We start from the raw sequence: 24,474 nt of genomic DNA, 5'->3' as shown, positions 1-24,474 counted from the left end.
AGGCGTGCGTCGTCAGCTGCGTTTGTTTCCACGCAAGCGTTTGAAAGCGTAGGCGACAATGCTGGCTGTCGGTACGGTAAGCATCGGCCCGAACAGGAAGGCCAGGCCATCCTGCGCATCGTGATGGCCTGTCACATCCCATACAAAGCGCAGGCCAAGATAGGGGGCGAGCAGGCCGCCGAGCAGGGCGGCAAGCAGCACCGCAATCCAGGTGCGGCGACACATGGCGCCAGTCGCCAAGCCAAAGACGACGCTGACTACTATTGCGACCAGCCAGAAGGTCATGATGGGTTCCTGCTATGCGGAGTGTTGGTCGGATTGGTCATCATTGCGACTCACTGCATGGGCTGGCGGATGATGGTTTTCCACTTCTCCGGCGCGGCCCTTCTGATGTCACTCAAGTAGATTTCATGGTGCTTGCCGCGCAATGCGGATCGCTCGCCGATGAAAGCATGCAGGCGCTCGATTGCTGGTCCCTCATCGACGAAGGGACCAACATGCAGCAGCTGCGCGCATCGTCCTTCGTGAAACGTCTCGAAACGCAGCTTTGACAGGGCGGCAAGCGACTTCTTCTGCAAGCTGGTGATCGCAGATTCCACGTCCTTCTCACACACCTCCGGCGGCTGCATGATCATCATGGTCCACAGCCACTGCTGCTTCTCATCGCGCTGGAAGGCCGCCATGTCATCGGCCCACCACAGCCCCTCCAGCGGCATCACGGCGTAGTCCAGTCGCCCGGCTTTCTTGAGTGCGAACTTGATTGTGTAAGCGACGGAGAACAGCGTCTCCACGGCATCCCTGTAATCCTGCGAGGTATTCGGATTGCCGGCGCCGTCGATCATCAGGAAGTTGAAGGCAGGCACGTCGAGCTCGGCAATGGCCTTGGCCGAGGGCTGGTAGAGGTGCTTCAGCTGGCGCTTGAGATCGATCTTGTCCATGAGCACGTCCGGATCAGTTGATACTGGGCGACGGAGAGGTTGGGGCGGTCCCTAGCGGCTGCTTCCATCCACGTAGGGGCGCGATTGCAGGATGAGTATGTCATCGCCAACCACTGCCCATTCGATGTCCTGGTCGACTCCGCCCAATGCCTGTTTGGTACGGTTGCCTACGGCTGCCAGCCTCGCGATCAAGGCGTCGGTCAACACCTGGCGCGAGCCGGTCAGCGCCACCTCGCGGACACCGCCGCTGGCATTGGCGACCAGTTGGGTGTCCTCCGCGGAGCGGCTGAGCACCTGCACGGCCTTGGACCAGTTCGAATACATCACCTGCTCGGCCTGTCGCTTGCCTTCCACCACGCGGATGCCGAGGCCGCGCTTGGCCGAGATATAGGTGATGTGGCGACGTCCTGCATCAAATGGGTCGCGGGTGATCATCACCCCGGAACTGTCCGAGGGCGCAGCCAGCTGCACCAGTACCGCCATCGCCACTGCATCCTGGCCCAAACCAGCAGCGCGGCGTGCTTCGTAGGCCTCGAAGTTGTAGACCGACGCCCATACCGTCTGCACTGCGCGCACCAGCGCATCGGCAGCGATCACGTTGGGCACGGTCGTATACAGGCCGGCGCCGCTGAAATTCGGCAGGTCCTCCGAGTTGGAAGAGCTGCGCACGAACACGCCGCGGCCCTGCAATTGGCTCTGCCACTGCGATTGCAGGCTGCGGACCAGTGCCGGGTCCGGGGTGGCGCCGCTGATCTCCGCCCGCAGCGCGGCCAGCGCCTCGCGGCGGACCTTGGCATCGGCGGCGAAGCCGGGCTGCTGCTGCAGTGCGGCCAGCCGCTCGCTGATGCGCAGTCTCTGCATTGCAGATTGGTAATGCGAGAAGGGGACACAGAATCCATCCGGGACCCGTGCGGAGGGCGGCAATGCGGATTTCAATGTGCCCAGATTGGCCGCCTTGACCCCGCAATGGCTGCTGTCCCTGGCGCGAAGCGCCGAAAGCGGCTTCAGTGCGGTTATCGATACGTCGGGCCGTGGCAGATTGCGCACGGCTGCCTGCGTGGTTGTGGAGGACGTGTTGGCCGGACGTAGGGCTGGCCGCACCTTGTAGTCATTGTTCGTGACTTCCAGCTCGATCCATTGTCCGTCGTAGACGCGCAATGCAGCCTGCGCGTCGCGGACATAGACGTTGGGGATACGCCACCCCTTGGCCAGCAGGTTGACGTGCGACAACAGCGTCGATGGGCGTTGGGTGACAAGGCCGGCTACCGGCGACAGCGAGATCGGAACCTCGTCCAGTACCACGATGTCCTGCGACGACAGGTCGCTTGCCTGTTCGATCGAGCGGACGATGCGCAGGCGGCCCCGTGCGATACCCGTGTTCAAGGGCAGGAAGGACTGCTCGCGCAGCAGTGCTTCCTGGGTGATGAAGGGCAGGCCAGCGGAGCGGGCGGTCTGTTCGTGCAGCGTGGAATTGGTCTTGAAACGGATCGCCTCGTAGAACGATCCCCGCACCAGCTGATCGGTCTGCCTGAGCAGTGCGGGTGTCAGCTGGTCGCCTTCCCAGAACTCGTAGGTATAGCCGGGCAGATCGCGCTGCCAGCTCACCGTGCCGAACAGGAAGCGCCGCTGCGGGTCCTTGTACTGCGCGTTGAGCGTGGCCTTGTCCAGGTGCGGCAGCAACCGTTCGCGCCGCACGAAGTTCTCGTGCAGCTCGTAGCGCGGCGTATTGATGTAATGGATACGGGCCGGATCACGACGGTCGATGGTGAATATCAGGTGGGGCATCTCCAACGGCGTGCCCGGGTTGTAAACCCGGGCCAGACGCATGAAATCGTCACGGTTGGCAATGCGCGGCAGTTGCGCAGGGGCTTGGGCGTTGTCGACGGAGGATGCGGTGGTGCCCTGCCTGGCCTCGTAAGGCGAGGGCTTGCGTGCGGTTTGCGCCAGTGCGGTCGGCATCGTAGCGAGGAGGACGGCGCTGAGGGCGACAAGATGCAGGCAGGCGAGGCGGAGTGCGGACTTCATACGGGCTCGATCCATGATGCCGTGTTGGAGCTGGGGAGCGCAGATGATAAGCGACCGGCATCTGCACGGCTCGGCTGCACAGCCAGGCCATGATCGGTCTTTGGGCTGGAAGTCGCAGAATCCATTGGCATGGTCGGCGACTTGCTGGCCCGGAGAAGGCGTTGCACCTGCAAGCCTGACGATGCGGTGGCTGCTTTGGTTGCCCTGCCGGAGTTCCCGGGTGCGCTGCGCTTATCCGGGCTACGCTGGCATTGCGGCTGCGTGCTTAGTGGGGAAGGCTCAGTCTGCCGCTGGCAAGGAGCCAGATTGCGGTGACATTGAGCACGACCGTCAGCCAGAACATGACCTGGAAACTGGACTTGCTGGTCTTGTGGCGGAACAGCCCCTGGCCGATCAGCGCGCCCGGCCAGCCACCGAGCAGGGAGATCAGGTGCAGGGTGTTTTCGGGCGTGCGCTGCGCACCGCGGGCAGCTGCGCCCTTGTCGTAGAGATAGAAGCCCAGCGCTACGACGCTCATCCCGCCAATCACCGGCAGGGTCCATTCGGGTATCAACTTGGCAATCCATAGTCCCAGCATGCAGAGCAGGGCGCATACGCCCAGCAGGACATGCGGCAGGCGGGCGGTGAACGGAGGGCGCTTTGGCTTGGAAGTGACGGTTTTGGTGGCGCTTGCCGAGCGCACCGCGATGGCATTGAGACGGCCGCGTTCATCCTTGCGCAGCGCATAGCTGATCAGCATGCCGTCAGTCGGGCGTTGCGTACGCTGCTCGAAGGCCTTGATATGGACGAAGGCGCGGTCACCGCCGCCGTTCGGAACCACGAATCCGAAGCCCTTGTCATCGTTCCAATCCTGCAGCCGACCTTGATAGCGCATTGAGCTTGCCCCTGCTTGTCGCCGCTATTGCAGCGCAAACACGAGGGACTGTGAAGCCCTGCACCGGTTCTGCTTTTGTGGGAGCGGCGTAAGCCGCGAAGCTGGTGTTGCTGAGGCCCCAATGTGTCTGCGCCATCTGATGATGTGTCTGCTTCGCGGCTTACGCCGCTCCCACATGCAATGATTGCTTTGATCAGCGATCATCTCGAACCCGCAGGAAGCGCGGAAAGCGGGGCATGCCGTGCACGGTCAGGCCGTTGTAGCGATAGGTCACCTGACTGCCGATCGGCGGTGGATCGGCACGCTGCGCATCACTCAGACCGCTGCCGAGGCGGAACTGTGCACCGCTGTCGGCACGCACCAGCAGCGCACCGACCATGCCGGCGTACTTGCCCTTGCCAGGTACATGGCCGATCACGCGCGCTTCGGCATCGTCATACAGTTTGAGTTTGAACAAGCCAACGCTGCGGCCGTCGCTGTAGCGATTGTCCTGATGATGCAGCATCAGGCCTTCGCCGCCGGCCTGGACGACGCTGCGCAGGTGTCGGTGCAGGCTCTCGGTATCTGGCAGGCGGCGTTGCTCAATGGAGAGCAGGTAGGGGTTGGCTTGATTGGCGATGATCCGGCTGAGCTGGGCGTGGCGGCGGGCGAAGCCATCGGTTGCACTGGGCAGGTCGAAGGCCATGAAGCGTAGCGTGCGCCACTGCGCTTCGTCGGTCGTGCTGCTGCGGATGAGCGCACTGGTGGCTTCGAACTGACCGCGCGCCATCCACAATTCGCCGTCGATCGCCTGCTTGGGCCAGCCCTGGGTAAACCATGCCGGCGTCGGGATGCGGTGACCGGCGCGGGTCCAGAGCGCGTGACCGTCCCAGCGTGCGCGTACGCCGTCGAGTTTCTCGCTGACCAGATAGAGGGATACATCCGGCCCGTCCTGCCAGCTGCTGGCCAGCATCAAGGGGGGCGCGGCAGCGAGCGCCGTGTTGAGCGAACTGGCCAGCAAGAAAAAAAGAATCAGGAGGAAACGTTGCATGCTCGGCCCCCGGTTGTCGGAAGCTCAAGCGTGCGTTGCAGTCAGTGCAGGCGACCATCAGCGGCCGCCTGCATCCAAGATCGGTGTACTGGCTATGCGTTCGTCGGCAGTGCCTGCAGAAACTGCGCTACTGCTGGCCCGAAGCGGTCGTAGTCCACCAGGAAGGCGTCATGGCCCTGTGGTGAATCCATGCCGATGAACTGCGCGTCGGCGCCGCCTGCGCGCAGGCCGTCGGCGATCTGCTGCTGCTGTTCCACCGGGAACAGGATGTCGGTATTGGCGCCGATGGCAAGTGCGCGCTCAACGCGGATCTTCGCCAGCCCGGCCAGTACATTGCCATCGGCGTATTCGGCCAGGTCGAACCAGTCCATGGATCGACCGAGGTAGAGATAGCAGTTCGGGTCGAAGTGGCGCACGAAGCGGCGGGCGTGGCCCTCCAGATAGCTCTCGACCTGGAATTCCAGGCCGAACGGGTCTTCGTCGGTCTGGTCCGAGTCCAGTCGCACGCGGCCGAAGCGGCCATCCCATTCAAGCGCCGAACGATAGGTGATGACGCCGAGTTTTCGCGCCATGCGCATGCCCGATTCCGGGTAATGCACTTCGTCGTAATCGCCGTTGTTCCATGCCGGATCGAGGCGGATTGCTTCGCGCTGCAGCGAACGGATGGCGATCGAGAACGGCAGGGCGCGGGCGCTGCCGGAGATGTTGATGTGGCTGCGGGCGATGTCCGGGTGCTGCAGCAACACTGCCAGTGCGGTCATGCCGCCCATCGAGTTGCCGATCAGGCAGGCCAGCTGGGTGATGCCAAGTGCGCGCACGACTTCGGCGGCGGCGTTGGCCACGTCTTCAATCGACAACTCGGGGAAGGACAGCCGGTAGGTCTTGCCAGTGGCTGGGTCCAACGAGGCTGGGCCGGTTGAGCCCTTGCAGCTGCCGAGTGAATTGACGCAGATGACGAACCAGCGGTCGGTATCGATCGGCTTGCCGGGGCCAAGCATCGGCTCCCACCAGCCCGTAGCGGGATTGGTGGCATTGCTGGCGGCGTGGGCATCCGGCGAGAGGCCGGTGACGATCAGGATGGCGTTGCTGGCATCGGCGGCCAGCTTGCCCCAGGTTTCGTAGGCGACGTGGGCGCCGACAAGGCTGCCCCCGCGCTTCATCGGGAATGGGGAAGACAGCGCATGGAAGCGGCTGCCGACAGGGGTGAATTCAGTCATCTGCCAATTTTAACGGGGATGCCGGCCGCATCTTCGCATGGATGATAACCAGTGGTTATCTGGGTATTGCTGGCGCGCTGCGACCGGGGGGGGGCGCGCCCGGGAAGCAATGTTCCAATGTTGATTCCTGCCATCCCGCATGACACTGATGTCGCGAGCGGGCGTCTGCCTTTTGTGGGAGTGGCGTAAGCCGCGAAGCTGGCATTGCCATGAGCACAACGCATCCCTGCCATCTGCTGGATGTGCTCGCTTCGCGGCTTACGCCGCTCCCACAAGACAGCTTGCAGCGGGTTACTGACCCAGCATGATCGCCAAGGGCTTGTCAGTTGGCAGTTTGACCTTGACCGGTACCGACTCGACGTCGCCTTCGCCGCGCATCGCATTGCCACTGGCGGACAGCCGGGCGAATACCTCCACTTCCTGCAGCGCCGACAGCTTCTGCGTGGGCATCGGGCTGTCGCCGTCGTCGAGGGTGACGGTCAGCGGCGCTGCCTGTGCAGGGTGGCGCTCGACGGCGACCGGCATTGGCGGGCCGCCGGGGATGCGGGCGATGACGAACACTGTTTCCTTGCCGGAGGCGGCGCGTTCGGCCAAGGCCGGGGCCAGGGTTACCGTTATGGCGATGCCACCACCAGCAGCGCTTGCTGGAGCCGCTGTTGTTGCCGCTGTGCCAGTCTGCGCGGTGGTCGGTGCCTTGCCACGGGCGATGTCGATCTGCGCCTGCAGCGCGTTTGCGGCGGCAGGCTCCAGCCTTGGTAGCAGGCTTTCCCAGGTCCGCGCGGCCGCGTCGTTCTGGCCTTGCTGGCGCTGCACGATGCCGGTGAGCCAGATTACCCGCTCGTTGTCCGGTGCGATCTGGCTGGCGCGGGCAAGCCACCGCTGGGCGGTATCGTCGAACAGGAATTTGGGATCGGCCTGGGCGCGGGTCTGTGCGGCTTCGAGCAGCAGGCCTGGTTCATCCGGCGCCAGCTGTACGGCGCGCTGGTAGGCCGCGGCGGCATCGGCGACCTTGCCGATCTCCAGCTGCGAGCGGGCCAGCAGCCCCCAGCCGTCAACGCGCTCGGGGTTCTGCTTCAAGGCGTCCTGCAGCTGGGCGATGCCTTCTTCGATGGTCTGCGGCGCGGCAGCGGCTTCAGGTTGCGGCTGCATCGCCGCCGGGGTTCCCAATAACTGGTACAGGCCCAGCGTGGCGACCATCGCCAGCGCAACCAGGCTGCCCCAGATCCGCCGTTTGCCGGCGCGCCACAGTGGCCACAAGGCGACGCCGGTTGCCACTACCGCCAGCACAGCAGCACCTGCCATGAACCCGGTATTCACCATTCGCGTTCTTCCTGGCTGGCGTCGTCATTGCTGGCAGCAGGGACGGTGCGGCCACGCCGCCGGACATGCACGATCAACAGCACGGCGCCGGCCAGCAACAACAGGCCGGGACCGAACCAGAGCAGGGCGGTGCTGGCTTCCAGTTGCGGGCGGTACAGCACGAACTCGCCGTAACGGTCGACCAGGAACTGCTTGATCTGGGCATCGCTGCGGCCTTCGTGCATCAGCTTGAGTACTTCGCGGCGCAGGTCGTGGGCAATCTGCGCGTTGGAATCGGCGAGCGATTGGTTCTGGCATTGCACGCAGCGCAGCTCGGCGGTGAGTGCGTGGAAGCGTACTTCCTCGGCGCGGTCGCGGTATTGCAGTGGGCTGGGGTCGCCGGCTGGCTGCGCGCTGGCGGCGAACGCCAGGCACAGCCATAGCAGGACCATAGCCCAGGCTTTCATCGGGCGGCCCCGAGGTCCGGCGCACCGTGTTTGCCACCGGCAGCTGCTTCGACTTTTTCCAGTGCCGGAATCAGCTGCTCATCCATTACCTGCTGGGTGATGGCGCCGCTGTACTTCCAACGCACGATGCCGCTGCCGTCGACCAGGAAGGTTTCCGGTGCAGCGGCAATGCCCCAGTCCAGCGCGGCGCGGCCTTCCTGGTCGGCCAGCACCACCATGTAGGGGTTGCCCAACTGCTCCAGCCAGCGCAGTGCTTCGCTGGGCTCGTCCTTCCAGTTGTAGCCGATCACGCGCACGCGCTTGGTTTCGGCGAAGCGGGTGAGGATCGGGTGTTCATCGCGGCAGGTCGGGCACCAGCTGCCCCAGACATTGAGTAGATAGGGCGCACCACGCAGCTGCTTGTCGGTGACATGCACGCTGGGGTCGTGCAGCACGGGCAAGGAAAACGCGGGCGCCGGTTTGTCGATCAGCGCTGACGGCAGGCTGTCGCGGTCGGGCTTGCCGGAGCGGCTGACGCCGTACAGCATCAAGCCCATCAGGCCGAGGAAGAACAACGCACCGAGCACGATGGCGACTGGCGGCAGGCGATGCTTGGTTTTGGATTCGGGTGCAGGATTATTCATTTCGATTTCTCAGGCAGCCTGCGGAAGCGGCGGTCGACGGCGGTGATGAAACCGCCCAGCGCCATCAGCGCCGCGCCCAACCAGATCCAGCGGACAAAGGGTTTGATCTGTACACGCACGGCCCAGGAGCCGTCGCCCAGTGATTCTCCCAGTGCGACATAGATATCGCCAGCCAGCGTGCGGTGTATGCCGGCCTCGGTCATCGGCTGGCCGCCACTGGCGTACATGCGCTTTTCCGGGTGCAGGCGGGTAATCAGCGTGTCGCCGCGCAATACCTGCAGGTGCCCGCGGTCGGAGTGATAGTTCGGCCCATCGCTGGCATCCACGCCTTCGAACAGCAGTGTATAACCGCCGGCGTCGATGGATTTGCCCGGTGCCAGCGCCACTTCATGCTGCACATGCAGCGCCTCCACCAACAAGGCGCCGACCAGGAACACGGCCACACCGAAGTGGGCGATCAGCATGCCCCAGGTTTCGGCATTGGGCCGGCCACTTTTGCGCAGACGCATCCACAGGTAATAGCCGGTGCCGCCAGCGACCCAGGCCGCGCTGGCAATGCCCATTGCGGTCTTGAACTTGCCTTGCGGGGCCATCCACCAGCCGATGATGCCCAGCACGATCGCCAATCCCGCCCACGGTGCCAGCAGGGCCAATGTGCGAAGGCCTTGCTCGCGTTGCCAGCGGCTGAGCGGGCCGAATGGCAGCAGCACGATCATCGGTGCCATCAACAGCACGAACAGGGTACCGAAGTACGGCGGGCCCACCGAGACCTTGCCCAGATCCAGCGCATCGGCCAACAACGGATACAAGGTGCCGAGCAGCACCATCGCGCAGGCGCAGCTGAGCAGCAGGTTGTTGGCCAGCAGCAGGCTTTCGCGCGAGTTGAGCGCGAACGCGCGGCGCGGGTCGTTGCTGTTGCCACCCGTGCCGGGTGCACGTAGTGCATAGAGCAGCAGCGAGCCGCCCACCACGATGCCGAGGAAAATGAGGATGAACAGGCCGCGCGAGGGATCGGCGGCAAACGAATGCACGCTGGTCAGCACGCCCGAGCGCACCAGGAAGGTGCCGAGCAAGGACAGCGCAAACGCAGCAATTGCCAGCAGCAGGGTCCAGCCGACAAACACGCCGCGCTTTTCAGTGGCCGCTTGCGAATGCAGCAGGGCCGCGCCAACCAGCCACGGCATGAAGCTGGCGTTCTCCACCGGGTCCCAGAACCACCAGCCGCCCCAGCCCAGCTCGTAATACGCCCACCAGCTGCCCAGCGCGATGCCGATGGTCAGGAAGCCCCAGGCCGCATTGGTCCACGGCCGGGTCCAGCGCAGCCAGCGCACGTCGATGCGGCCGTCAATCAATGCTGCAATGGCGAAGGCGAACGGCACCGCGAAGCCAACGTAACCGAGATAGAGCAGGGGTGGGTGGATGATCAGCCCGGGGTCCTGCAGCAGCGGATTGAGGTCGTGGCCTTCACCCGGTGCTGGCAGCAGGCGTGCGAACGGATTGGAGGTGAACAGCAGGAAGGCGAGGAAGCCGACGCTGATCATGCCCATCACCGACAGCACACGCGCCATCACTTCGGGCGGCAGCTGCCGCGAGAACGCAGCTACCGCGGCGGTCCACAGCGCCAGCACCAGCGACCACATCAGCAGCGAGCCTTCGTGTGCTCCCCATACCGCCGAATAGCGGTAGATCATCGGCAGCAGGGTATTGGAGTTGTCGGCGACGTAGCGCAGCGAGAAATCCTGGCGCACGAAGGCAATCGTCAGCACCACGAAGGCGGCCAGCACCGTGCTCAGCTGCAGCATCGCTGCCGGGCGGGCGATCGCGGTGAGTGCGGGGATGTCGCGTTGGGCGCCAACAAGTGGCAGGACGCTTTGCAGCAGGGCTGCCAGCAGGGCGAGGATCAGCAGTACCTGTCCGATTTCACCGAGCACTCAGGGCGTTTCCGTCGTTGGGGTGGTGGCCGGAACCTGGTGCTTGTCGTGCGCCACGCCCATCTTGTCGGCCAGCTCCTTGGGCATATAGGTCTCGTCGTGTTTGGCCAGCACGTCTTCGGCGACGAATACGCCGTTGACCATGCGCCCGGTGGCGACCACCGCCTGTCCTTCGCGGAACAGGTCGGGCAGGATGCGGTCGTAGGTGACGGGCAGCATCGCGTCACCGTCGGTGACCTCGAAGCGCGCCAGCAGCGCACCTGGTTCGCGTTTGAACGAGCCTTTGGCCACCATGCCGCCAAGCCGGAAACGTGCATCCGGGGCAACCTGGCCGGCGTTGACCTCGGCTGGCGTGTACAGATAGGCGATGTTGCGCTGCAGGGCAGTGCTGACCAGGGCGACCGCTGCGCCGGCAACCAGCAGGACCAGCAACACCAGCAACAGGCGGCGGCGCTGGGTCGGGCTCATCGGCTCAGTTCCTCATCAACGGCTGCTGCGCTGCCGCGGCTGGCACGAGTGATGCGCGCACGTGCCTCGCGCAACTGCTGGCGGATCTGTAGGCGTGGCACGATGAAGTCCCAGGCCAATACGATGAAGAACACGGCGTAGGCCAGTGCCACGTATTTGAAATAGGTCATGCCGACTTCTCCAGCCGTTCGCGCAGCCAGGTCTTGCCGACTTCTCGGCGCAGGTTGTCGGCGCGGGCGCGCGACAGCAGCGAACCGACGAACCAGAACTTGGTAGCCAGCACCATGATCCACAGCGGCAGGATCATGCTGCTGTCCATGCTGGAGTCGCCGAACACGCGGATGGTCTGGCCCTGGTGCAGCGAGTTCCACCACACCACCGAGTAGCGGATGATCGGCAACATCACCACGCCGACGATGGCCAGCAGGCCTGCGGCGCGTGCGCCCGCGCGGCGGTCATCGATGGCGCCGTACAGGCCCATCACGCCCAGATACATGAACAACAGGATCAGTTCGGTGGTCAGGCGCGGGTCCCAATCCCACCAGGTACCCCACATCGGCTTGCCCCAGATGCTGCCGGTGAGCAGGGTGATCAGGGTGAACGCTGCACCGATGGGGGCGCAGGCCATGGCCAGGATCTCGCAGAGCTTGATTCGCCAGATCAGCGCGATGGCGCTGTAGAAGGCCATCAGTCCGAACACGAACAGGCTCATCCATGCCGATGGCACGTGGATATACAGGATGCGGAAGCTATCGCCCTGCTGGTAGTCAGCCGGGACCACCGCCAATGCCTGCCAGAGGCCGAAGCCAAACAGCGGCAGCGCGGCGATATAGCACCAGGTGGACCAACGGGCGGCGAAGGTGTCGAAGTAGGGCGGTGAGCCCAGCTTGTGAAACCAACCAACTAAACCTTTGAACATCCGCTCGCTCGCTGAGGAAGACGATGACCGGGCCGCGATCAGCGGCCCGACCGGCTGGGCGATGCGGACTGCACCACCGTTGCTGTTTTCAGACTAGCGCAAGATACCGCAAATTCAGAAAACCGGCGGGTCGTGGCCGACGTGCGTCAGGCTGATCCGGTGCCTGCAGCGCGCCGCTGATCAGCAGCCTCGCACGTGGGTGCATCTACACGGCAGGGTCATGCCTCGTGTCATGCGGCTCAAGGTGCTCACGCATGCCGTACCGATTTTGTTTTGATGCTTTGCACAAAAGGGGCGGGTGAGGATCGAGTCCCGCCCGCCCATCTTCCAATTGCTGCAGGTGCGTCGTTTGATGGCGCGAGTGAAGCCGGCCTGGCATCAGTTTCGCGGCAGCGCACCGGCCATGAACAGACGGACTGCGTCTCGCGCCTGTTGTTGTGCCTTGGGCAGGTCACTGAGGACAACGCGCCCATTGACCGAGCGCAGGACCAGGCCGCCGATCACCAGCATGTAAAAGAAATGCGCGGCTTGTTCCGGGTTCTCGATATACATGCGACCGGCTGCGGTTTCGCGGGCGAAGTACTGGCTGAGCAACACTTCCATTGGCGCCACACCATGGGCGTGGAACCAATCACGCAGCGCGGGTTGGTTCATGCCTTCGGAAATCACCACGCGATGGCAGGCAAGGCGTCTGGGCGAGAGGACTTCCTCGGCCATCTGGCTGGCGGCGTCTTCCAGCGCCTCGGCGGGCGGCAACGGCGATTGCAGCAAGGTGTCCAGGCTGCGGCCGAAGTCGTTGATGCTCTGCTCCATCAATGCGTGGATCAGGCCTTCCTTGTCGCCAAACGCACGGTAGAGGGTGGCCATCGAGCCGCCGGCGCGTTTGACGATGTCGGACAGGCGTGCCGCCTGGTAGCCCTTTTCGTTGAAGACCTCGGTGGCGGCCGCCAGGAACTTCTCCACCCGCAGTTCGCCGCGGCGTTGCAGCTCGACCACGGGACGGGGCGGCAAGGTAGGCTTGTCTACGCTCGGAACTTCCGTGTCGGGCCGCTCAGCCATGTGCTTGGTTTGATTTGTGAAGTCAGCGTCAAGAATAGCGCTGTTTGGGGCTCAGGAGTTGGCGATGCGGATTGCAGCTGCCGCTGTCAGTGGAGCGAGCACCGCGCTGACCAGCAAGCCGGCCGCCAGCATCAGCAGTGCACCACCGGGATCAAAGCCTTGTGCCGCTGCCGCCACCGCGCCGGCACCGAACACCAGTACCGGTACGTATAGCGGCAGCACCAGCAGCGCCAGCAGGATGCCGGCGCGGCGCATTCCCACGGTCAATGCGGCTACCACCGCCCCGAGCAGGCTCAGCAGGGGGGTGCCCAGCGCCAGCGCGGCAAGCAGCACCGGCAGCTGCTCGCGCGGCAGGTGCATCAGTTCGGCCAGCAAAGGGCTGACCAGGACCAGCGGGAGGGCGGTGGTCAACCAATGCGAGAAGACCCGCACTGCGACCAGCCAGGCCAACGGTACCGGCGACAACAGCCATTGCTCCAGCGAACCATCCTCGGCGTCGCTGCGGAACAAGGTATCCAGCGACAGCAGACCGGCCAGCAGGATCGACAGCCACAGCACCGCCGAGGCAACGCTCTGCAGCAACCGGGGTTCGCCGCCCAGTGCCAGCGCGAACAGCGCTACCACCAGCAAGGCGAACAGGATCGGTTGCGCAGCGTCGCCGCGGCGACGCCACAGCAGCTTCAGGTCGCGGGCCAGCAGGGCACGCGCGGCAGAGAACAGCGTTGGTTGTGGACCGGGCAGGCTCATGCTGCGTCCTCCGGTGCTGCTGCGCTGCCCAAGGTAAGCGTCCGATTGCGGACCGGTGGTGCCGCGTAGGCACCGTGGGTGGTCACCAGTGCACCGCCGCCGCCGCGTAGATGCGCGGAGATCATCCGGTTGACCAGGTTGATGCCATCCAGGTCGAGGTTGGCGTAGGGCTCGTCCAGCAGCCAGATCGGCGCCGGTGACAACCAGATACGGGCCAGCGACAGACGTTTTTTCTGGCCGGCCGACAGTTGCCGGACCAGGGTGTCCTCGTAGCCGGCAAGGCCGACGATTGCCAGGGCATTGCCCGGCATCTGCCGCGCGCGGCGGCCTTGCAGTCCGCACAGGAAGTGCAGGTTTTCCAGGCAACCGAGGTCCTGCTTGAGCGCGGTGAGGTGGCTCAGGTAAGCGATATAGCGGGAACGGTCGGTACTGTTGGCGGGACGGCCGTCGATCTCGATCCTGCCTTCGTCCGGGCGCAGCAGTCCGGCCAGCACACGCAGCAAGGTGGTCTTGCCGGCGCCATTGCTTCCCTGCACCAACAGCGCTTCGCCCGCATCAACGTGCAGGTCCAGCGGCCCGAATACCGGATCGTCATTGCGGGTGAAGCGCAGGCCGCGTGCATCGAGCAGCGGCAGGGTGTTCGCGGTGTCAATCATCGGATCGGGCGCTTCCGTCCTTGGAGAGGTGGCGCAGGCAGGGCGGCGCATCGGGCCGCGCAGTATAGCGCTGCCAGGGTGCCGTCCCGGGGCCTGAGGGCATGGTTTGGGAAGCCTGGCGTGCCAGCTTTGCGTACACTCGGGGTTTTCTCCCCCGGCGTGTACGCACCCATGCATCCGCAGACCAAGTTGCCCAAGGTGGGCACCACCATTTTTACCGTGATGTCGCAGCTGGCCGCCGAACATGGCGCGGTCAATCTTGGCCAGGGCTTTCCGGACTTTTCCGCCCCACAGCGCTTGATCGACGAAACCGCGAAGGCCATGCGCGAGGGCTTGAACCAGTACGCGCCGATGACCGGCGTGGCGCCGTTGCGCCAGGCGATCGCACAGAAGGCGCTGGATTGCTATGGCGCACAGGTTGATCCGGACAGCGAGATCACTGTCACCTCCGGCGGCACGGAGGCGATCTTCAATGCCATCCATGCCGTGGTGCGTGCCGGTGAGGAAGTCATCGTGCTGGACCCTGCTTATGACTGCTACGAGCCGGCGATCGACCTGGCCGGCGCGCGCGCTGTGCACGTGCCGCTCGACCCGCAGACCTTCGCGGTGGATTGGGACCGTGTACGCGCGGCCATCACCCCGAAGACGCGCATGTTGATGGTGAATACGCCGCACAACCCATCTGGCGCGATGTTGACTGCCGACGACATGCAGGCGCTGGCCGATGTGCTGCGCGGCACCGACATCTACCTGATCTCCGATGAAGTGTACGAGCACATCATCTATGACGGTGCCCGTCATGAATCGGCACTGCGCTACCCCGAGCTGCGTGAGCGTGCGTTCGTGATCTCGAGCTTCGGCAAGACCTATCACTGCACCGGCTGGAAGATCGGCTACGCCATCGCGCCGCCGGCAATGACCGCCGAGTTCCGCAAGGTCCACCAGTACAACACCTTCACCACCTACAGCCCGGCGCAGTACGGTTTTGCCGCGATGATTCGTGACGAGCCCGAGCATCACCTGGAGCTGGGCGCGTTCTACCAGGCCAAGCGCGACCGCTTCCGCGAGCAGTTGCTGGGTACGCGTTTGAAGCCGCTGCCGGTGCCGGGCGGTTACTTCCAGTTGGTGGACTATTCGGCGATCAGCGACCTGCCGGACCATGAGTTCGTGCGCTGGCTGACCATCGAGAAGGGCGTTACCGCGATCCCGTTGTCGCCGTTCTACGAAACCCCGCCGGCTGGCCAGCGTCTGGTGCGGCTGTGCTTCGCCAAGAACGATGCGACGCTGGATGCGGCCATCGAGCGCCTGCGCGCGCTCTGATATTCGAAACCACCATGGATACCGGTTTGTTCGTTTTCCTCGTGGCGTTCTGCACGTTCCTGCTTGCGGGTGTGGTGAAGGGCTATCTGTTCCTTTCCGTGGTTCAACCCGGCTTGCAGGCGCGTGGCGTATCGGTGGATGAGGGGCGCTTGGCGTTTCGTGGCAGTTTTGGTCGCTATACCCGTGAGTATCTGGCGTTGCTTGATGATGTCGAGCGGTGCCAGCCGGTCAATCGTTGGATCGCGCGGTTGCAGTGGTGGGTGCCGGTACTGGGCGCGGCCGTGGCGACCAGCGCTGTTCTTTCTTCATGGCTTTCAGGACGATGACGACAATGCAGGACCTGCGTATTTCCCTGGTGCAGGGTGACACCCGCTGGCACGACCCGGCGGGTAACCGCGACTATTACGGTGCGCTGCTGGCGCCGCTGGCGGGCAACACCGATCTGGTGATCCTGCCGGAAACCTTCACCAGCGGTTTTTCCAACGACGCGATTGACCAGGCTGAAGACATGGACGGCCCGACCGTTGCATGGATCGCCGAACACGCCCGTGCGCTGGGTGCGGTAGTGACTGGCAGCGTGCAGCTGCGGGTCGATGGCTGCGTCTACAACCGTCTGCTGTGGGCTACGCCCGAAGGCGAGTTGCACTACTACGACAAGCGCCACCTGTTCCGTTTTGGCGGCGAGCACAAGCGTTATGCGGCCGGCAACGAACGGCTATGCGTGGAGTGGAAGGGTTGGCGGATCAATCCGCAGATATGCTACGACCTGCGTTTCCCGGTGTTCTGCCGCAACCGGTTTGATGTGGAGCGGGCAGGGCAGATGGATTTCGACCTGCAGATCTTCGTCGCCAACTGGCCGTCGGCGCGTGCCTATGCGTGGCAGACCTTGGCGCGTGCCCGCGCGATTGAGAACCTCTGCTACGTGGCGGTGGTGAACCGTATTGGCGTGGATGGCAATGGCCTGCATTATTCCGGCGACAGCGCGGTGATCGATTTCATCGGCCAGCCGCAGCTGGAGATCCGCGAACGCGAGCAGGTGGTCACCACCACCATCTCGGCGCAGGCGCTGGCAGCGCATCGCGAGCGCTTCCCGGCGATGCTGGATGCCGATGCGTTTACCTTGGGCGGGCCGGTGGTGCTTCGCTGAACGCCGGCCGGGCGCCGGGTCTGCAGGCTCTTTGCAAGGCGCAGGGGGGCTGTCAGGCTCGACGCCGGTTCAATCAAGCAGAGGATGCGCGATGAAGAAGATGATGGCGATGGCTGCAGTGCTGGCGTTGGGCCTTGCCCCGGCGGCGCAGGCTGCGGGCAATATCGACTGCGAGCTGCATTACAACCTGACCGGTTGGTCGATGTTCTACAAGACCTCCAGCGGGACCGGCACGATCACCTGCGACAACGGCGCCAGCATCCCGGTCAAGATCAGCGCCAAGGGTGGTGGTCTGACCGTGGGCCGCACCACCATCACCGATGGTCGCGGGAGGTTCAGTGGTGCGTATTCGCTCAATGATTTGTTGGGAACCTACGCAGCCGCCGAGGCACATGCCAGCGCGTCGCGTGCCAATGATGCGCAGGCGATGACCAAGGGTGACATTTCGCTTGCGTTGGCCGGTACGGGGCATGGCTGGAGTATCGGTGTTGGGTTTGGCAAGTTCGTGATTGAGCGGCGCTGATTTTTTTTGCGGTGAACCGTAGAGCAATAGCTCGCCCTCATCCGCCCCTGCGGGGCACCTTCTCCCGCTAGCGGGAGAAGGGCCAGAGCCGAAGCAAGGGCCAGAGCCGAAGCAAGGGCCAGAGCCGAAGCAAGGGCCAGAGCCGAAGCAAGGGCCAGAGCCGAAGCAAGGGCCAGAGCCGAAGCAAGGGCCAGAGCCGAAGCAAGGGCCAGAGCCGAAGCAAGGGCCAGAGCCGAAGCAAGGGCCAGAGCCGAAGCAAGGGCCAGAGCCGAAGCAAGGGCCGTCGGAGTAGCAACGTTGGAAGCAATGTTTGAGCGCTGCGTCCTTCTCCCGCTTGCGGGAGAAGGTGCCCCGCAGGGGCGGATGAGGGGAGGTTTTTCGCGTGGCGGCAGGCGTGCGACTGCGATGCACTCCGTGTGGCTGCGTTGCTATCGCCGATCCTTGAAACTGGCCTGAGTGCTCAAGTCGAAGACAGGGCAGGGTGGCGCAGGTCAACTATTGGTAGTGGCGAGTTCCGGGCGTTGTGGCTCATTTTGCATTTGCAGCCGGAAAGGCCTTGAGCGCCGCCCACACCACCGGCTTGGCCCACTCCGGTACCTGTGCAAACTCGCCCTGGCTGACCGGGCAGAGAATCCGCCCCTTGTCCATTTCCAGCACGAGCAGCGGCTCGACCAGACCGTCGTGATCGGGCGGGCGGCTATTGTCATACACGTGCAGCGTCGTCAGGTGCGGCAATAGTTCGATCAGGTTGAGGCGCGAGCTGTCGTAGCGTTGGCGGATCTTGTCTTCGGGAATATCGTGGCCGCCGGCTGCAACGCGTTCGGCCACGCGTTGCAGATGCAGTTCGATGCTTTCCAGGCCGCAGAACCAAACCGATACCTCATGCTGTTTGCAGGCTTCGTGCAACAGCTTGGGAATGGTGTTGGCGCCGAGTGTGGTTTCGAATGCGTAGTCACGATTGGATTGCATTGCCTCGCGCAGGCGGCGGGTGCCTTCCTGCCAAGCGGCTGCGTTGGCTTCTGCCAACGGCCAATCCCGTTCCACCAGTTGCCGGGTGAAGGCGTCGGGGTTGAACCAGGTGGCGCCGTCATGCGCCAGCATCATGCCCAGCAGGGAGCTTTTGCCGGCGCCATTGACGCCGGCCAATACCAGGATGCGCGCCATCGATCAGTGCGACTGGCCCGGGGTGATCTTCAAGCCGCGACGGGCAGGGCGACCCAAGGCCCTGCGCAAGGCCGTACCGTCATCGAGTACAGCAAGATGGGCATCGAACTCGGCCTGCAGTTGCTGGAGTGACTGCGCGCGCTGCGCTGCCGCCGACGCGCCGGACGCCTGTGCGACCAGCCGCTGGTATTCCTCGGCAGAGACCACCACCGCTTGCGGATGGTTGTGGTTGGTAACCACCACGGCCCCGCGTTTGGCGACTTTGCGCATCAGATCAGGCCAGCCTTTGGCTTTGACGTCACTGGCGGGCGTCTTTTCCAGATCCAGCAGGTTCAGTGACAGGTCCATGGCGGTTTCCGGGTTGCGTTTTCGCAAAATATACCAAATTTCCTATTTTGGGTATTTTTGCCAAGAGTCGTTCATTGACCGTTCGTTTGCAGGCCTGAAACGCAAACGCCCGGTGCAAGATGCACCGGGCGTTTGCTTGCGGCGTTGCGCGGTGAGGCGCGTCAGCTGCGTTGCGGATCAGGCGCCGCGCGGACCGCGGTTGCCGCCGCCAGGACGGCCGCCGCCACCCGGGCGGCCTGCGCCACCGGGACGGTTACCGCCTGGACGCGGACCGCCAGAGGGGCGACCGCCCGGGCCGCCTGGGCCACGGTTGCCACCACTCGGACGGCCGCCGGCCGGGCGTGCGCCGTAGGGGCTGTAGCCCGGGGTGGCGTGATCGGAGGGGAAGCTCGGGGCATTGCCCGGGTGGCCGTACGGATGCTTGCGCTGGCCCTGGCCGGCGCCCTGGCCGCCAGCGCCCTGCGGGCGACCCTGGCCGGGGCCGCCACGGCTGGCACCCGGGGCGCCGCCCGGACGCGGCTTGCCGTAGGGGCGTGCCTGGCCATCGGCGGCCGGACCACGGCCCGGACCACGATTGCCGCCCGCGCCGCGTGCTGCGCCCGGACCTGCATTGCGATGGCCGCTCGGGCCGGTGCTGACACCGTCCGGCACGTACCAGGTGCGGAACGCGGCCGGGTTGCCGTCCGGCAGGCTGCGGTCGCCTGCGGGCTTGCGCTGCTTGAACGGCTTCTGCGACTGCTTGGCTGCGGCTTCGCCGCTGACCGTCAGGCCGCCCTTGTAGCCGCCGCTGTTGCCACGGCCACGGCCGCCGCGGTCTTCGCGCACGTTGTCGAAGCGACGCAGTTCGCGGCCTTCATCGGCAGTGTTGTGGCCGTTGACGTAGGCATTGCCGCGGCCGCCATCGCGCGACACGCGCAGGGTGGTCTTGACCGCCTTGCGTTGGCCGATCACCGGCTGCAGGGTCAGTGCCGACGGGGTGCCTTCTTCCAGCTTCAGCTGGGCGCGCAGTGCGTCGACCTGCTGGGTGGTCAGTTCCACCGACTTGCCGCGCATCAGGTCGCGCGGCAGCTCGATCTTGCCGTAGCGGGTGCGCTTCAGGCGGCTGACCTGGCAGCCCTGCGATTCCCACAGGCGGCGCACTTCACGGTTGCGGCCTTCCTTGACGACCACGCGGAACCAGTCGTGCGAATCGGTGCCGCCAATGCGCTCGACTTCGTCGAACTTGGCGCCGCCGTCTTCCAGCAGCACGCCGCGGCCAAGGCGCTCGACGATTTCGTCGGAGACCTTCTCTTCGCCTTCCGGCGCACGCACACGTACCACGTACTCGCGCTCGACTTCGAACGACGGGTGCATCATCGCGTTGGCGAGCTCACCGTCGGTGGTAGCCAGCAGCAAGCCGGTGGTGTTGATGTCGAGGCGGCCGATGGCGATCCAGCGTGCGCCCTTCAGCGGCGGCAGCGCTTCGAATACGGTCGGGCGGCCTTCGGGATCGTCACGGGTGGTGACTTCGCCTTCGGGCTTGTTGTAGATCAGCACGCGCGACGGGTCGGTCAGCGCGCTGGCGACGAAGCTGCGACCGTCGAGGTCGATCTTGTCGCCGCTCTTGATCGACATACCGGTTTTGGCGACTTCGCCGTTGACCTTGACCAGGCCGTCGGCGATGCGCTGCTCCAGCGCACGGCGCGAGCCGAGGCCGGCCTGGGCCAGGACCTTGTGCAGGCGCTCTTCGAGCTTGGGCTGTTGGTCGGTGTCGGCCTCGCGCTTGAGCGAGAGCTTGTTCAACGAAGATTTACGCGGGGTGTCACTCATCTGTTTGGCTCCGGCCGGCGTTTTCCGCGTCGGCCTGTGGTTCGGAATCGGCTACATCAACAGCCACGGTCGTCGTCGCGACGGCGTTGTTTTCAGTTTTTTCCACTTCCGCCGCGCGCTCTCCCGGCGCGGCGTCGGGTTCGCCGGTGAAGGCGGTGTTGGATGCAGCTGCGTTCGAATCCGGGGATCCTGGCGTAGCTGCGGGTGTGGGGTCGCTGTCGTTGGCGGCATCCAGGCCTTGCGGCGAGGCGGCACCAGCGGCAAGCGGGGCAGCTGGTTGGCCGTCGCCATCCAGCGGTAGTTGCGGTTCCAGCTCGCCGATGTCGCGTAGTTCGGACAGCGGCGGAAGTTCGTCCAGGCGTTTGAGCCCGAAGTAGTCCAGGAAGCCCTTGGTGGTGCCGAACAAGGCGGGCTTGCCAGGCACGTCACGGTGGCCGATGACCCGGATCCACTCGCGCTCTTCCAGGGCCTGGATGATGTTGCTGCTCACTGCCACGCCGCGTACCTGTTCAATCTCGCCGCGGGTGATGGGCTGCCGGTAGGCGATCAAGGCCAGGGTTTCCAGCGTGGCACGGGTGTAACGGGTCTTGCGTTCGGTCCATAGCCGCGACACCCAGCCGTGCACTTCGCTGGTGATCTGGTAGCGGTAGCCCGAGGCCACCTCCGTCAGTTCCACGCCGCGGCCCGCGCAGCCTTCGCGCAGCAGTTCCAATGCCCGTTCGATGCTGCCCGGCGGTGCCGGCTCATCTTCGGGAAACAGCCCCTGCAGTTGCGCCAAGGTGACCGGCTGGCTGGAAGCAAGCAGGGCGCCTTCGACAATGCGGTTGATCAGCGGTTGATCCATGCGTTGGGTCGGTTGCTCAGGCGGGAGTGTCAGCGTCATCGAACTCGCTGGAGAACTGCAGCGGTGCGTTGGTGTTGCCAGTGGCCAGGGACTTCACATAAATCGGGGCGAGCGGGGCTTCCTGCACGATGTCGAGCAGTTGCTCCTTGGCCAACTCCAGTACTGCAAGGAAGGTGACCAGGACGCCGAGCTTGCCTTCTTCGGCGGTGAACAGACTTTCAAAACGGTAGAACTTGTCGCCTTCCAGCAGGCCGAGCACATCGCCCATGCGCTGCCGCACACTCAGTGCCTCGCGCTTGATCGCGTGGCCGCTGAACAGCTCGGCGCGCTTGAGTACGTCATGCAGCGCCAGCAGCATTTCCTTCAATTCCACCGGCGGTGGAGTCTTGACCAATACACGCTCGGGCACGAAGGCGTGCGCCAGGCTGGTGTCGCGGTCCTGCCGGGGCAGGCTGTCGATATCCTCGGCGGCCTGCTTGAAGCGTTCGTATTCCTGCAGACGGCGCACCAGCTCGGCGCGTGGATCTGCTTCTTCGCCTTCGATGCTGGGTGGGCGCGGCAACAACATGCGCGACTTCACTTCAGCAAGAATCGCCGCCATCACCAGGTATTCGGCCGCCAGTTCGAAGCGCAGCTCCTGCATGACATTGATGTATTCCACGTACTGCTTGGTGATCTCGGCGACCGGGATATCCAGGATGTCCAGGTTCTGCCGGCGGATCAGGTAAAGCAGTAGATCCAGCGGGCCCTCGAAGGCGTCGAGAATGACTTCCAGTGCATCCGGTGGAATGTACAGATCCTGTGGGATCTGCAGTACCGGTTGGCCATGCACCATCGCCAGCGGCATTTCCTGCTGCTGCGGTAAGGGATGCTGCGCTGGCGGGTTCGCGTCGTGCGCGAGTTCGGAAGTCATCAGGTCGACATTCGGGGTATTGCGAACCGGACGCGCCCCAGGTTCCCGCCCGGGAGCATTCCAGCCCATGTATTACGAGCTACTCGCGCTTGTTTGGCGCGCTTCCACACATGAACAACAAGGCGCGCCGCAGGATCAGCGGCAACGTCATTACGAGGAGGTCGTCTACGCGGTCCGGGAAGTGATGCGCTCCAGTGGTTGGGTGGCGGGCCTGGCCCACTACCGCACCGGGCGGCTACTGGCCGGCTGCGTGCAATGGACTAAAGAGTAATCGCCCGGGCAGGGCGGTGTCCAGCCTTGTGACGCTAGACTTGGCATCCTTCCATTCAGCAGACAAGCGGAGAAAGGCCAGTGTGGTACGTAATCGAGGGCTATGACGGAGAGGATGTGCTGGCGGCGCGGTTGCAGGCGCGGGCGGCACACCTGGCGCGGTTGCAGACATTGCTTGACCAGGGGCGACTGCTTTTGGCCGGTCCCTGTCCTGCAATTGACGCGGAAGACCCGGGTCCGGCTGGTTTCAGTGGCAGCGTGGTGATCGCCAGTTTTGAAGACCTTTCCGCCGCAAGGGCCTGGGCCGATGCCGACCCGTATGTGGCTGCTGATGTCTACACCCGTGTGGACGTGCGTCCATTCCGCAAGGTGCTGCCATGAGCCGGGTCGAGCGGATCCAGGCAGCCCTGCAGGCCGCTTTTGCGCCGCTGCAGCTGGAAGTGAAGGACGACAGTCACCGTCATGCCGGCCATGCCGGCGCCAGCGATGGACGTGGTCATTTCAAGGTCATGGTGGTCAGTGAGGCCTTCGCCGGCAAGGCGCCGCTTGCCAGGCATCGTGCGGTGTATGCCGCACTCGGCGAGATGATGGAGACGGATATCCACGCGTTGTCGATCAAGGCGTTGACGCCGCAGGAGCTGGGCGGGGCTGGCTGAAGGGAATGGGTCATTGCAGGGTTCCCGTGGAAGTGGTCGGGACAGATGTTGTCCAGGCGGGCCAAGTTCAGCTAACGAACTGTTTACAAATGCGTTTGAAAACGTTTACAGTCCGCCCGACCCTGTACTGCGGTGGGTAGGCCAGTGGCGAAGTCGGCAATAACGATCAAGGATGTTGCCCGTGAGGCGAATGTCTCCGTCGCAACCGTGTCACGTGCCCTCAATGGCCATGACAATGTCGCCGCGCCGGTCCGCAAGCTGGTGCTGGAAGTGGCCAGCCGGCTGCGCTACACCCCGCACGCTGCGGCCCGCAGCCTGAGCAGCCGCAGTACCCAGACAGTCGGTGTGGTACTTCCCGACCTGTACGGTGAGTTTTTTTCCGAGCTGATGCGCGGCATCGACGGTGTGGCCAGCGCCCATCGCCGGCACCTGTTGGTGTCCAGCTATCACGGCGACCAGCAACAGCAAGGTTCGGTGCTGCAGGCCATGCGCGGGCGCGTTGACGGCTTGCTGGTCCTTTCGCCTTACGCAGGTGACTCCGATTTCCTGGTCGAAAACCTGCCGCCAGCGTTGCCAACGGTCTTGATCAACACGCCGTTGGCCACTGCGCAGTACCCGCTCTTCAGCATCGATGACCATGCCGGTGCGCTGAGCATGACCCGACATCTGCTTGAAGGCGGGCATCGCCGCATCGCCTTCATCTGCGGGCCGGCGCACAACCATGATGCGCAGCAGCGCCTGCTCGGTTTCCGTGAGGCGATGGCGGCGTTCGATGGCGAGGTGGAAGCTATCGAGCTGCCTGGCAATTTCGATGAAGCCTCCGGTCATCAGGCCGGATTGGCATTATTGGCAGGCGCTGCACTTCCTGATGCGGTGTTTGCCGCCAACGACATGATGGCCCTGGGGTGCCTGTACGCGTTCTCGCAGGCTGGAATTAAAGTGCCTGCGCAAGTGGCGCTGGCTGGCTTTGATGACATTCCCTTGGCGCGCTTTGTTCACCCTGCTTTGACAACCATGCAGGTCAGCATCGCCGAGTTGGGCGAGCGGGCGATGCTGCAGTTGGTGCAGATGATCGATAGCGGGCAGGCGCAGACAGCGCCCGCCGTAACCCTGGTCCCAACCTTGGTCGTACGCGACTCCACTGCCGCGTGCGACCTCCCTTGACCCGGCGATAGACCGGGATGGTTCCCCACACACACGTTCTTCGCGGCCTGGTGCCGCCGCCTT

General features: G+C 64.4%; 29 protein-coding genes. 8 read left to right on the top strand and 21 right to left on the bottom strand.

Going from position 1 to position 24,474, the window contains the following annotated elements; all coding sequences use genetic code 11:
• Positions 1 to 12: 12 nt before the first annotated feature.
• The 16 genes from AC13FW_RS06290 to ccmA all read right to left on the bottom strand — a co-directional run bounded on the left by AC13FW_RS06290 (position 13) and on the right by ccmA (position 14,253).
• Positions 13 to 285, bottom strand: coding sequence for a hypothetical protein (locus AC13FW_RS06290; protein WP_482988540.1), 273 nt, complete (start codon positions 283 to 285; stop codon positions 13 to 15).
• A gap of 50 nt (positions 286 to 335) precedes the next feature.
• On the bottom strand, positions 336 to 938 hold the full coding sequence (locus tag AC13FW_RS06285) for a GyrI-like domain-containing protein (RefSeq protein ID WP_482988539.1): 603 nt from the start codon (positions 936 to 938) through the stop codon (positions 336 to 338).
• Between the two features lie 51 nt (positions 939 to 989).
• A complete protein-coding gene (locus AC13FW_RS06280) occupies positions 990 to 2,963 on the bottom strand; it encodes a PEP/pyruvate-binding domain-containing protein (protein WP_482988538.1) in 1,974 nt (657 codons plus the stop codon).
• 265 nt (positions 2,964 to 3,228) lie between these two features.
• Positions 3,229 to 3,837: a DUF1294 domain-containing protein gene (locus tag AC13FW_RS06275; RefSeq protein WP_482988537.1), complete on the bottom strand. Its 609-nt coding sequence runs from the start codon at positions 3,835 to 3,837 to the stop codon at positions 3,229 to 3,231.
• Positions 3,838 to 4,030: 193 nt separating this feature from the next.
• Positions 4,031 to 4,867 carry a DNA ligase gene (locus AC13FW_RS06270; protein ID WP_482988536.1) on the bottom strand — a complete coding sequence of 279 codons (837 nt, stop codon included), beginning with the start codon at positions 4,865 to 4,867 and terminating at the stop codon, positions 4,031 to 4,033.
• Positions 4,868 to 4,959: 92 nt separating this feature from the next.
• Positions 4,960 to 6,084, bottom strand: a complete 1,125-nt coding sequence (gene metX, locus AC13FW_RS06265; protein ID WP_482988535.1) for a homoserine O-acetyltransferase MetX — start codon at positions 6,082 to 6,084, stop codon at positions 4,960 to 4,962.
• 291 nt (positions 6,085 to 6,375) lie between these two features.
• Positions 6,376 to 7,404: a tetratricopeptide repeat protein gene (locus tag AC13FW_RS06260; RefSeq protein ID WP_482988534.1), complete on the bottom strand. Its 1,029-nt coding sequence runs from the start codon at positions 7,402 to 7,404 to the stop codon at positions 6,376 to 6,378.
• Positions 7,398 to 7,850 carry a cytochrome c-type biogenesis protein gene (locus AC13FW_RS06255; RefSeq protein WP_482988533.1) on the bottom strand — a complete coding sequence of 151 codons (453 nt, stop codon included), beginning with the start codon at positions 7,848 to 7,850 and terminating at the stop codon, positions 7,398 to 7,400. Before AC13FW_RS06255 ends, AC13FW_RS06260 begins: the two co-directional genes overlap by 7 nt.
• A complete protein-coding gene (locus tag AC13FW_RS06250) occupies positions 7,847 to 8,473 on the bottom strand; it encodes a DsbE family thiol:disulfide interchange protein (RefSeq protein ID WP_296251480.1) in 627 nt (208 codons plus the stop codon). Before AC13FW_RS06250 ends, AC13FW_RS06255 begins: the two co-directional genes overlap by 4 nt.
• Positions 8,470 to 10,404: a heme lyase CcmF/NrfE family subunit gene (locus AC13FW_RS06245; RefSeq protein ID WP_482988532.1), complete on the bottom strand. Its 1,935-nt coding sequence runs from the start codon at positions 10,402 to 10,404 to the stop codon at positions 8,470 to 8,472. Before AC13FW_RS06245 ends, AC13FW_RS06250 begins: the two co-directional genes overlap by 4 nt.
• Positions 10,405 to 10,872, bottom strand: coding sequence for a cytochrome c maturation protein CcmE (ccmE, locus tag AC13FW_RS06240; RefSeq protein ID WP_296253201.1), 468 nt, complete (start codon positions 10,870 to 10,872; stop codon positions 10,405 to 10,407). It lies immediately after the preceding gene.
• On the bottom strand, positions 10,869 to 11,042 hold the full coding sequence (gene ccmD, locus AC13FW_RS06235) for a heme exporter protein CcmD (RefSeq protein ID WP_296253203.1): 174 nt from the start codon (positions 11,040 to 11,042) through the stop codon (positions 10,869 to 10,871). The genes ccmE and ccmD overlap by 4 nt, the downstream gene beginning before the upstream one ends.
• Complete coding sequence (gene ccmC / locus AC13FW_RS06230) at positions 11,039 to 11,791, bottom strand: heme ABC transporter permease CcmC (RefSeq protein ID WP_482988531.1); 753 nt, start codon at positions 11,789 to 11,791, stop codon at positions 11,039 to 11,041. Before ccmC ends, ccmD begins: the two co-directional genes overlap by 4 nt.
• Before the next feature lie 378 nt (positions 11,792 to 12,169).
• Entirely contained in the window at positions 12,170 to 12,802 is a 633-nt protein-coding gene (locus AC13FW_RS06225; protein WP_296253207.1) for a TetR/AcrR family transcriptional regulator, read from the bottom strand.
• 99 nt (positions 12,803 to 12,901) lie between these two features.
• Positions 12,902 to 13,597 (bottom strand): heme exporter protein CcmB, encoded by a 696-nt coding sequence (gene ccmB, locus AC13FW_RS06220; protein ID WP_482988530.1) that lies wholly within the window; start codon positions 13,595 to 13,597, stop codon positions 12,902 to 12,904.
• Positions 13,594 to 14,253, bottom strand: coding sequence for a heme ABC exporter ATP-binding protein CcmA (gene ccmA, locus AC13FW_RS06215; RefSeq protein ID WP_482988529.1), 660 nt, complete (start codon positions 14,251 to 14,253; stop codon positions 13,594 to 13,596). The genes ccmB and ccmA overlap by 4 nt, the downstream gene beginning before the upstream one ends.
• A 171-nt stretch (positions 14,254 to 14,424) precedes the next feature.
• On the opposite strand from ccmA, the gene AC13FW_RS06210 reads away from it, so the two are divergent.
• From AC13FW_RS06210 to AC13FW_RS06195, 4 genes are all read left to right on the top strand, one after another.
• Positions 14,425 to 15,573: a pyridoxal phosphate-dependent aminotransferase gene (locus tag AC13FW_RS06210; RefSeq protein ID WP_282273094.1), complete on the top strand. Its 1,149-nt coding sequence runs from the start codon at positions 14,425 to 14,427 to the stop codon at positions 15,571 to 15,573.
• Positions 15,574 to 15,587: 14 nt separating this feature from the next.
• Positions 15,588 to 15,899 (top strand): hypothetical protein, encoded by a 312-nt coding sequence (locus AC13FW_RS06205; RefSeq protein ID WP_482988528.1) that lies wholly within the window; start codon positions 15,588 to 15,590, stop codon positions 15,897 to 15,899.
• A gap of 5 nt (positions 15,900 to 15,904) precedes the next feature.
• Complete coding sequence (locus tag AC13FW_RS06200) at positions 15,905 to 16,720, top strand: amidohydrolase (protein ID WP_482988642.1); 816 nt, start codon at positions 15,905 to 15,907, stop codon at positions 16,718 to 16,720.
• 91 nt (positions 16,721 to 16,811) lie between these two features.
• Complete coding sequence (locus AC13FW_RS06195) at positions 16,812 to 17,243, top strand: peptidase associated/transthyretin-like domain-containing protein (RefSeq protein WP_296253216.1); 432 nt, start codon at positions 16,812 to 16,814, stop codon at positions 17,241 to 17,243.
• A 528-nt stretch (positions 17,244 to 17,771) separates the two neighbouring features.
• Here AC13FW_RS06195 and AC13FW_RS06190 read toward each other — a convergent pair.
• From AC13FW_RS06190 to AC13FW_RS06170, 5 genes are all read right to left on the bottom strand, one after another.
• A complete protein-coding gene (locus AC13FW_RS06190; protein ID WP_482988527.1) occupies positions 17,772 to 18,407 on the bottom strand; it encodes an ATPase in 636 nt (211 codons plus the stop codon).
• 3 nt (positions 18,408 to 18,410) lie between these two features.
• Positions 18,411 to 18,755, bottom strand: a complete 345-nt coding sequence (locus AC13FW_RS06185) for a type II toxin-antitoxin system prevent-host-death family antitoxin (protein ID WP_482988526.1) — start codon at positions 18,753 to 18,755, stop codon at positions 18,411 to 18,413.
• A 177-nt stretch (positions 18,756 to 18,932) separates the two neighbouring features.
• Positions 18,933 to 20,564, bottom strand: coding sequence for a pseudouridine synthase (locus tag AC13FW_RS06180; RefSeq protein ID WP_482988525.1), 1,632 nt, complete (start codon positions 20,562 to 20,564; stop codon positions 18,933 to 18,935).
• A complete protein-coding gene (scpB, locus tag AC13FW_RS06175) occupies positions 20,557 to 21,408 on the bottom strand; it encodes an SMC-Scp complex subunit ScpB (RefSeq protein ID WP_481533069.1) in 852 nt (283 codons plus the stop codon). The genes AC13FW_RS06180 and scpB overlap by 8 nt, the downstream gene beginning before the upstream one ends.
• Before the next feature lie 16 nt (positions 21,409 to 21,424).
• Positions 21,425 to 22,321, bottom strand: a complete 897-nt coding sequence (locus AC13FW_RS06170; RefSeq protein ID WP_282270218.1) for a segregation and condensation protein A — start codon at positions 22,319 to 22,321, stop codon at positions 21,425 to 21,427.
• Between the two features lie 67 nt (positions 22,322 to 22,388).
• Between AC13FW_RS06170 and AC13FW_RS06165 the strand changes: the two genes are divergently transcribed.
• The 4 genes from AC13FW_RS06165 to AC13FW_RS06150 all read left to right on the top strand — a co-directional run bounded on the left by AC13FW_RS06165 (position 22,389) and on the right by AC13FW_RS06150 (position 24,411).
• Positions 22,389 to 22,592: a hypothetical protein gene (locus tag AC13FW_RS06165; protein WP_482988524.1), complete on the top strand. Its 204-nt coding sequence runs from the start codon at positions 22,389 to 22,391 to the stop codon at positions 22,590 to 22,592.
• Positions 22,593 to 22,672: 80 nt separating this feature from the next.
• The gene (locus AC13FW_RS06160; RefSeq protein WP_481533070.1) at positions 22,673 to 22,972 is read left to right on the top strand and encodes a YciI family protein; all 300 of its coding nucleotides are present in this window, start codon (positions 22,673 to 22,675) and stop codon (positions 22,970 to 22,972) included.
• On the top strand, positions 22,969 to 23,247 hold the full coding sequence (locus tag AC13FW_RS06155) for a BolA family protein (protein ID WP_481533071.1): 279 nt from the start codon (positions 22,969 to 22,971) through the stop codon (positions 23,245 to 23,247). The genes AC13FW_RS06160 and AC13FW_RS06155 overlap by 4 nt, the downstream gene beginning before the upstream one ends.
• Before the next feature lie 144 nt (positions 23,248 to 23,391).
• Positions 23,392 to 24,411, top strand: a complete 1,020-nt coding sequence (locus tag AC13FW_RS06150) for a LacI family DNA-binding transcriptional regulator (RefSeq protein WP_482988523.1) — start codon at positions 23,392 to 23,394, stop codon at positions 24,409 to 24,411.
• Positions 24,412 to 24,474 lie beyond the last annotated feature (63 nt).

This window comes from Stenotrophomonas sp. 21LCFQ19 (genome assembly GCF_056861425.1).
This window is presented reverse-complemented; position numbering and strand designations above follow the sequence as displayed.

Coding starts and splice junctions, on each gene's coding strand:
- ccmD (WP_296253203.1), bottom strand. CDS start 11,042: ATGACCTATTTCAAATACGTGGCACTGGCCTACGCCGTGTTCTTCATC.
- metX (WP_482988535.1), bottom strand. CDS start 6,084: ATGACTGAATTCACCCCTGTCGGCAGCCGCTTCCATGCGCTGTCTTCC.
- ccmC (WP_482988531.1), bottom strand. CDS start 11,791: ATGTTCAAAGGTTTAGTTGGTTGGTTTCACAAGCTGGGCTCACCGCCC.
- AC13FW_RS06280 (WP_482988538.1), bottom strand. CDS start 2,963: ATGAAGTCCGCACTCCGCCTCGCCTGCCTGCATCTTGTCGCCCTCAGC.
- ccmE (WP_296253201.1), bottom strand. CDS start 10,872: ATGAGCCCGACCCAGCGCCGCCGCCTGTTGCTGGTGTTGCTGGTCCTG.
- AC13FW_RS06180 (WP_482988525.1), bottom strand. CDS start 20,564: ATGAGTGACACCCCGCGTAAATCTTCGTTGAACAAGCTCTCGCTCAAG.
- AC13FW_RS06195 (WP_296253216.1), top strand. CDS start 16,812: ATGAAGAAGATGATGGCGATGGCTGCAGTGCTGGCGTTGGGCCTTGCC.
- AC13FW_RS06165 (WP_482988524.1), top strand. CDS start 22,389: ATGTATTACGAGCTACTCGCGCTTGTTTGGCGCGCTTCCACACATGAA.
- AC13FW_RS06155 (WP_481533071.1), top strand. CDS start 22,969: ATGAGCCGGGTCGAGCGGATCCAGGCAGCCCTGCAGGCCGCTTTTGCG.
- AC13FW_RS06200 (WP_482988642.1), top strand. CDS start 15,905: ATGCAGGACCTGCGTATTTCCCTGGTGCAGGGTGACACCCGCTGGCAC.
- AC13FW_RS06170 (WP_282270218.1), bottom strand. CDS start 22,321: ATGACTTCCGAACTCGCGCACGACGCGAACCCGCCAGCGCAGCATCCC.
- AC13FW_RS06255 (WP_482988533.1), bottom strand. CDS start 7,850: ATGAAAGCCTGGGCTATGGTCCTGCTATGGCTGTGCCTGGCGTTCGCC.
- AC13FW_RS06210 (WP_282273094.1), top strand. CDS start 14,425: ATGCATCCGCAGACCAAGTTGCCCAAGGTGGGCACCACCATTTTTACC.
- scpB (WP_481533069.1), bottom strand. CDS start 21,408: ATGGATCAACCGCTGATCAACCGCATTGTCGAAGGCGCCCTGCTTGCT.
- AC13FW_RS06290 (WP_482988540.1), bottom strand. CDS start 285: ATGACCTTCTGGCTGGTCGCAATAGTAGTCAGCGTCGTCTTTGGCTTG.
- AC13FW_RS06250 (WP_296251480.1), bottom strand. CDS start 8,473: ATGAATAATCCTGCACCCGAATCCAAAACCAAGCATCGCCTGCCGCCA.
- ccmA (WP_482988529.1), bottom strand. CDS start 14,253: ATGATTGACACCGCGAACACCCTGCCGCTGCTCGATGCACGCGGCCTG.
- AC13FW_RS06205 (WP_482988528.1), top strand. CDS start 15,588: ATGGATACCGGTTTGTTCGTTTTCCTCGTGGCGTTCTGCACGTTCCTG.
- AC13FW_RS06275 (WP_482988537.1), bottom strand. CDS start 3,837: ATGCGCTATCAAGGTCGGCTGCAGGATTGGAACGATGACAAGGGCTTC.
- ccmB (WP_482988530.1), bottom strand. CDS start 13,597: ATGAGCCTGCCCGGTCCACAACCAACGCTGTTCTCTGCCGCGCGTGCC.
- AC13FW_RS06185 (WP_482988526.1), bottom strand. CDS start 18,755: ATGGACCTGTCACTGAACCTGCTGGATCTGGAAAAGACGCCCGCCAGT.
- AC13FW_RS06285 (WP_482988539.1), bottom strand. CDS start 938: ATGGACAAGATCGATCTCAAGCGCCAGCTGAAGCACCTCTACCAGCCC.
- AC13FW_RS06260 (WP_482988534.1), bottom strand. CDS start 7,404: ATGGTGAATACCGGGTTCATGGCAGGTGCTGCTGTGCTGGCGGTAGTG.
- AC13FW_RS06270 (WP_482988536.1), bottom strand. CDS start 4,867: ATGCAACGTTTCCTCCTGATTCTTTTTTTCTTGCTGGCCAGTTCGCTC.
- AC13FW_RS06190 (WP_482988527.1), bottom strand. CDS start 18,407: ATGGCGCGCATCCTGGTATTGGCCGGCGTCAATGGCGCCGGCAAAAGC.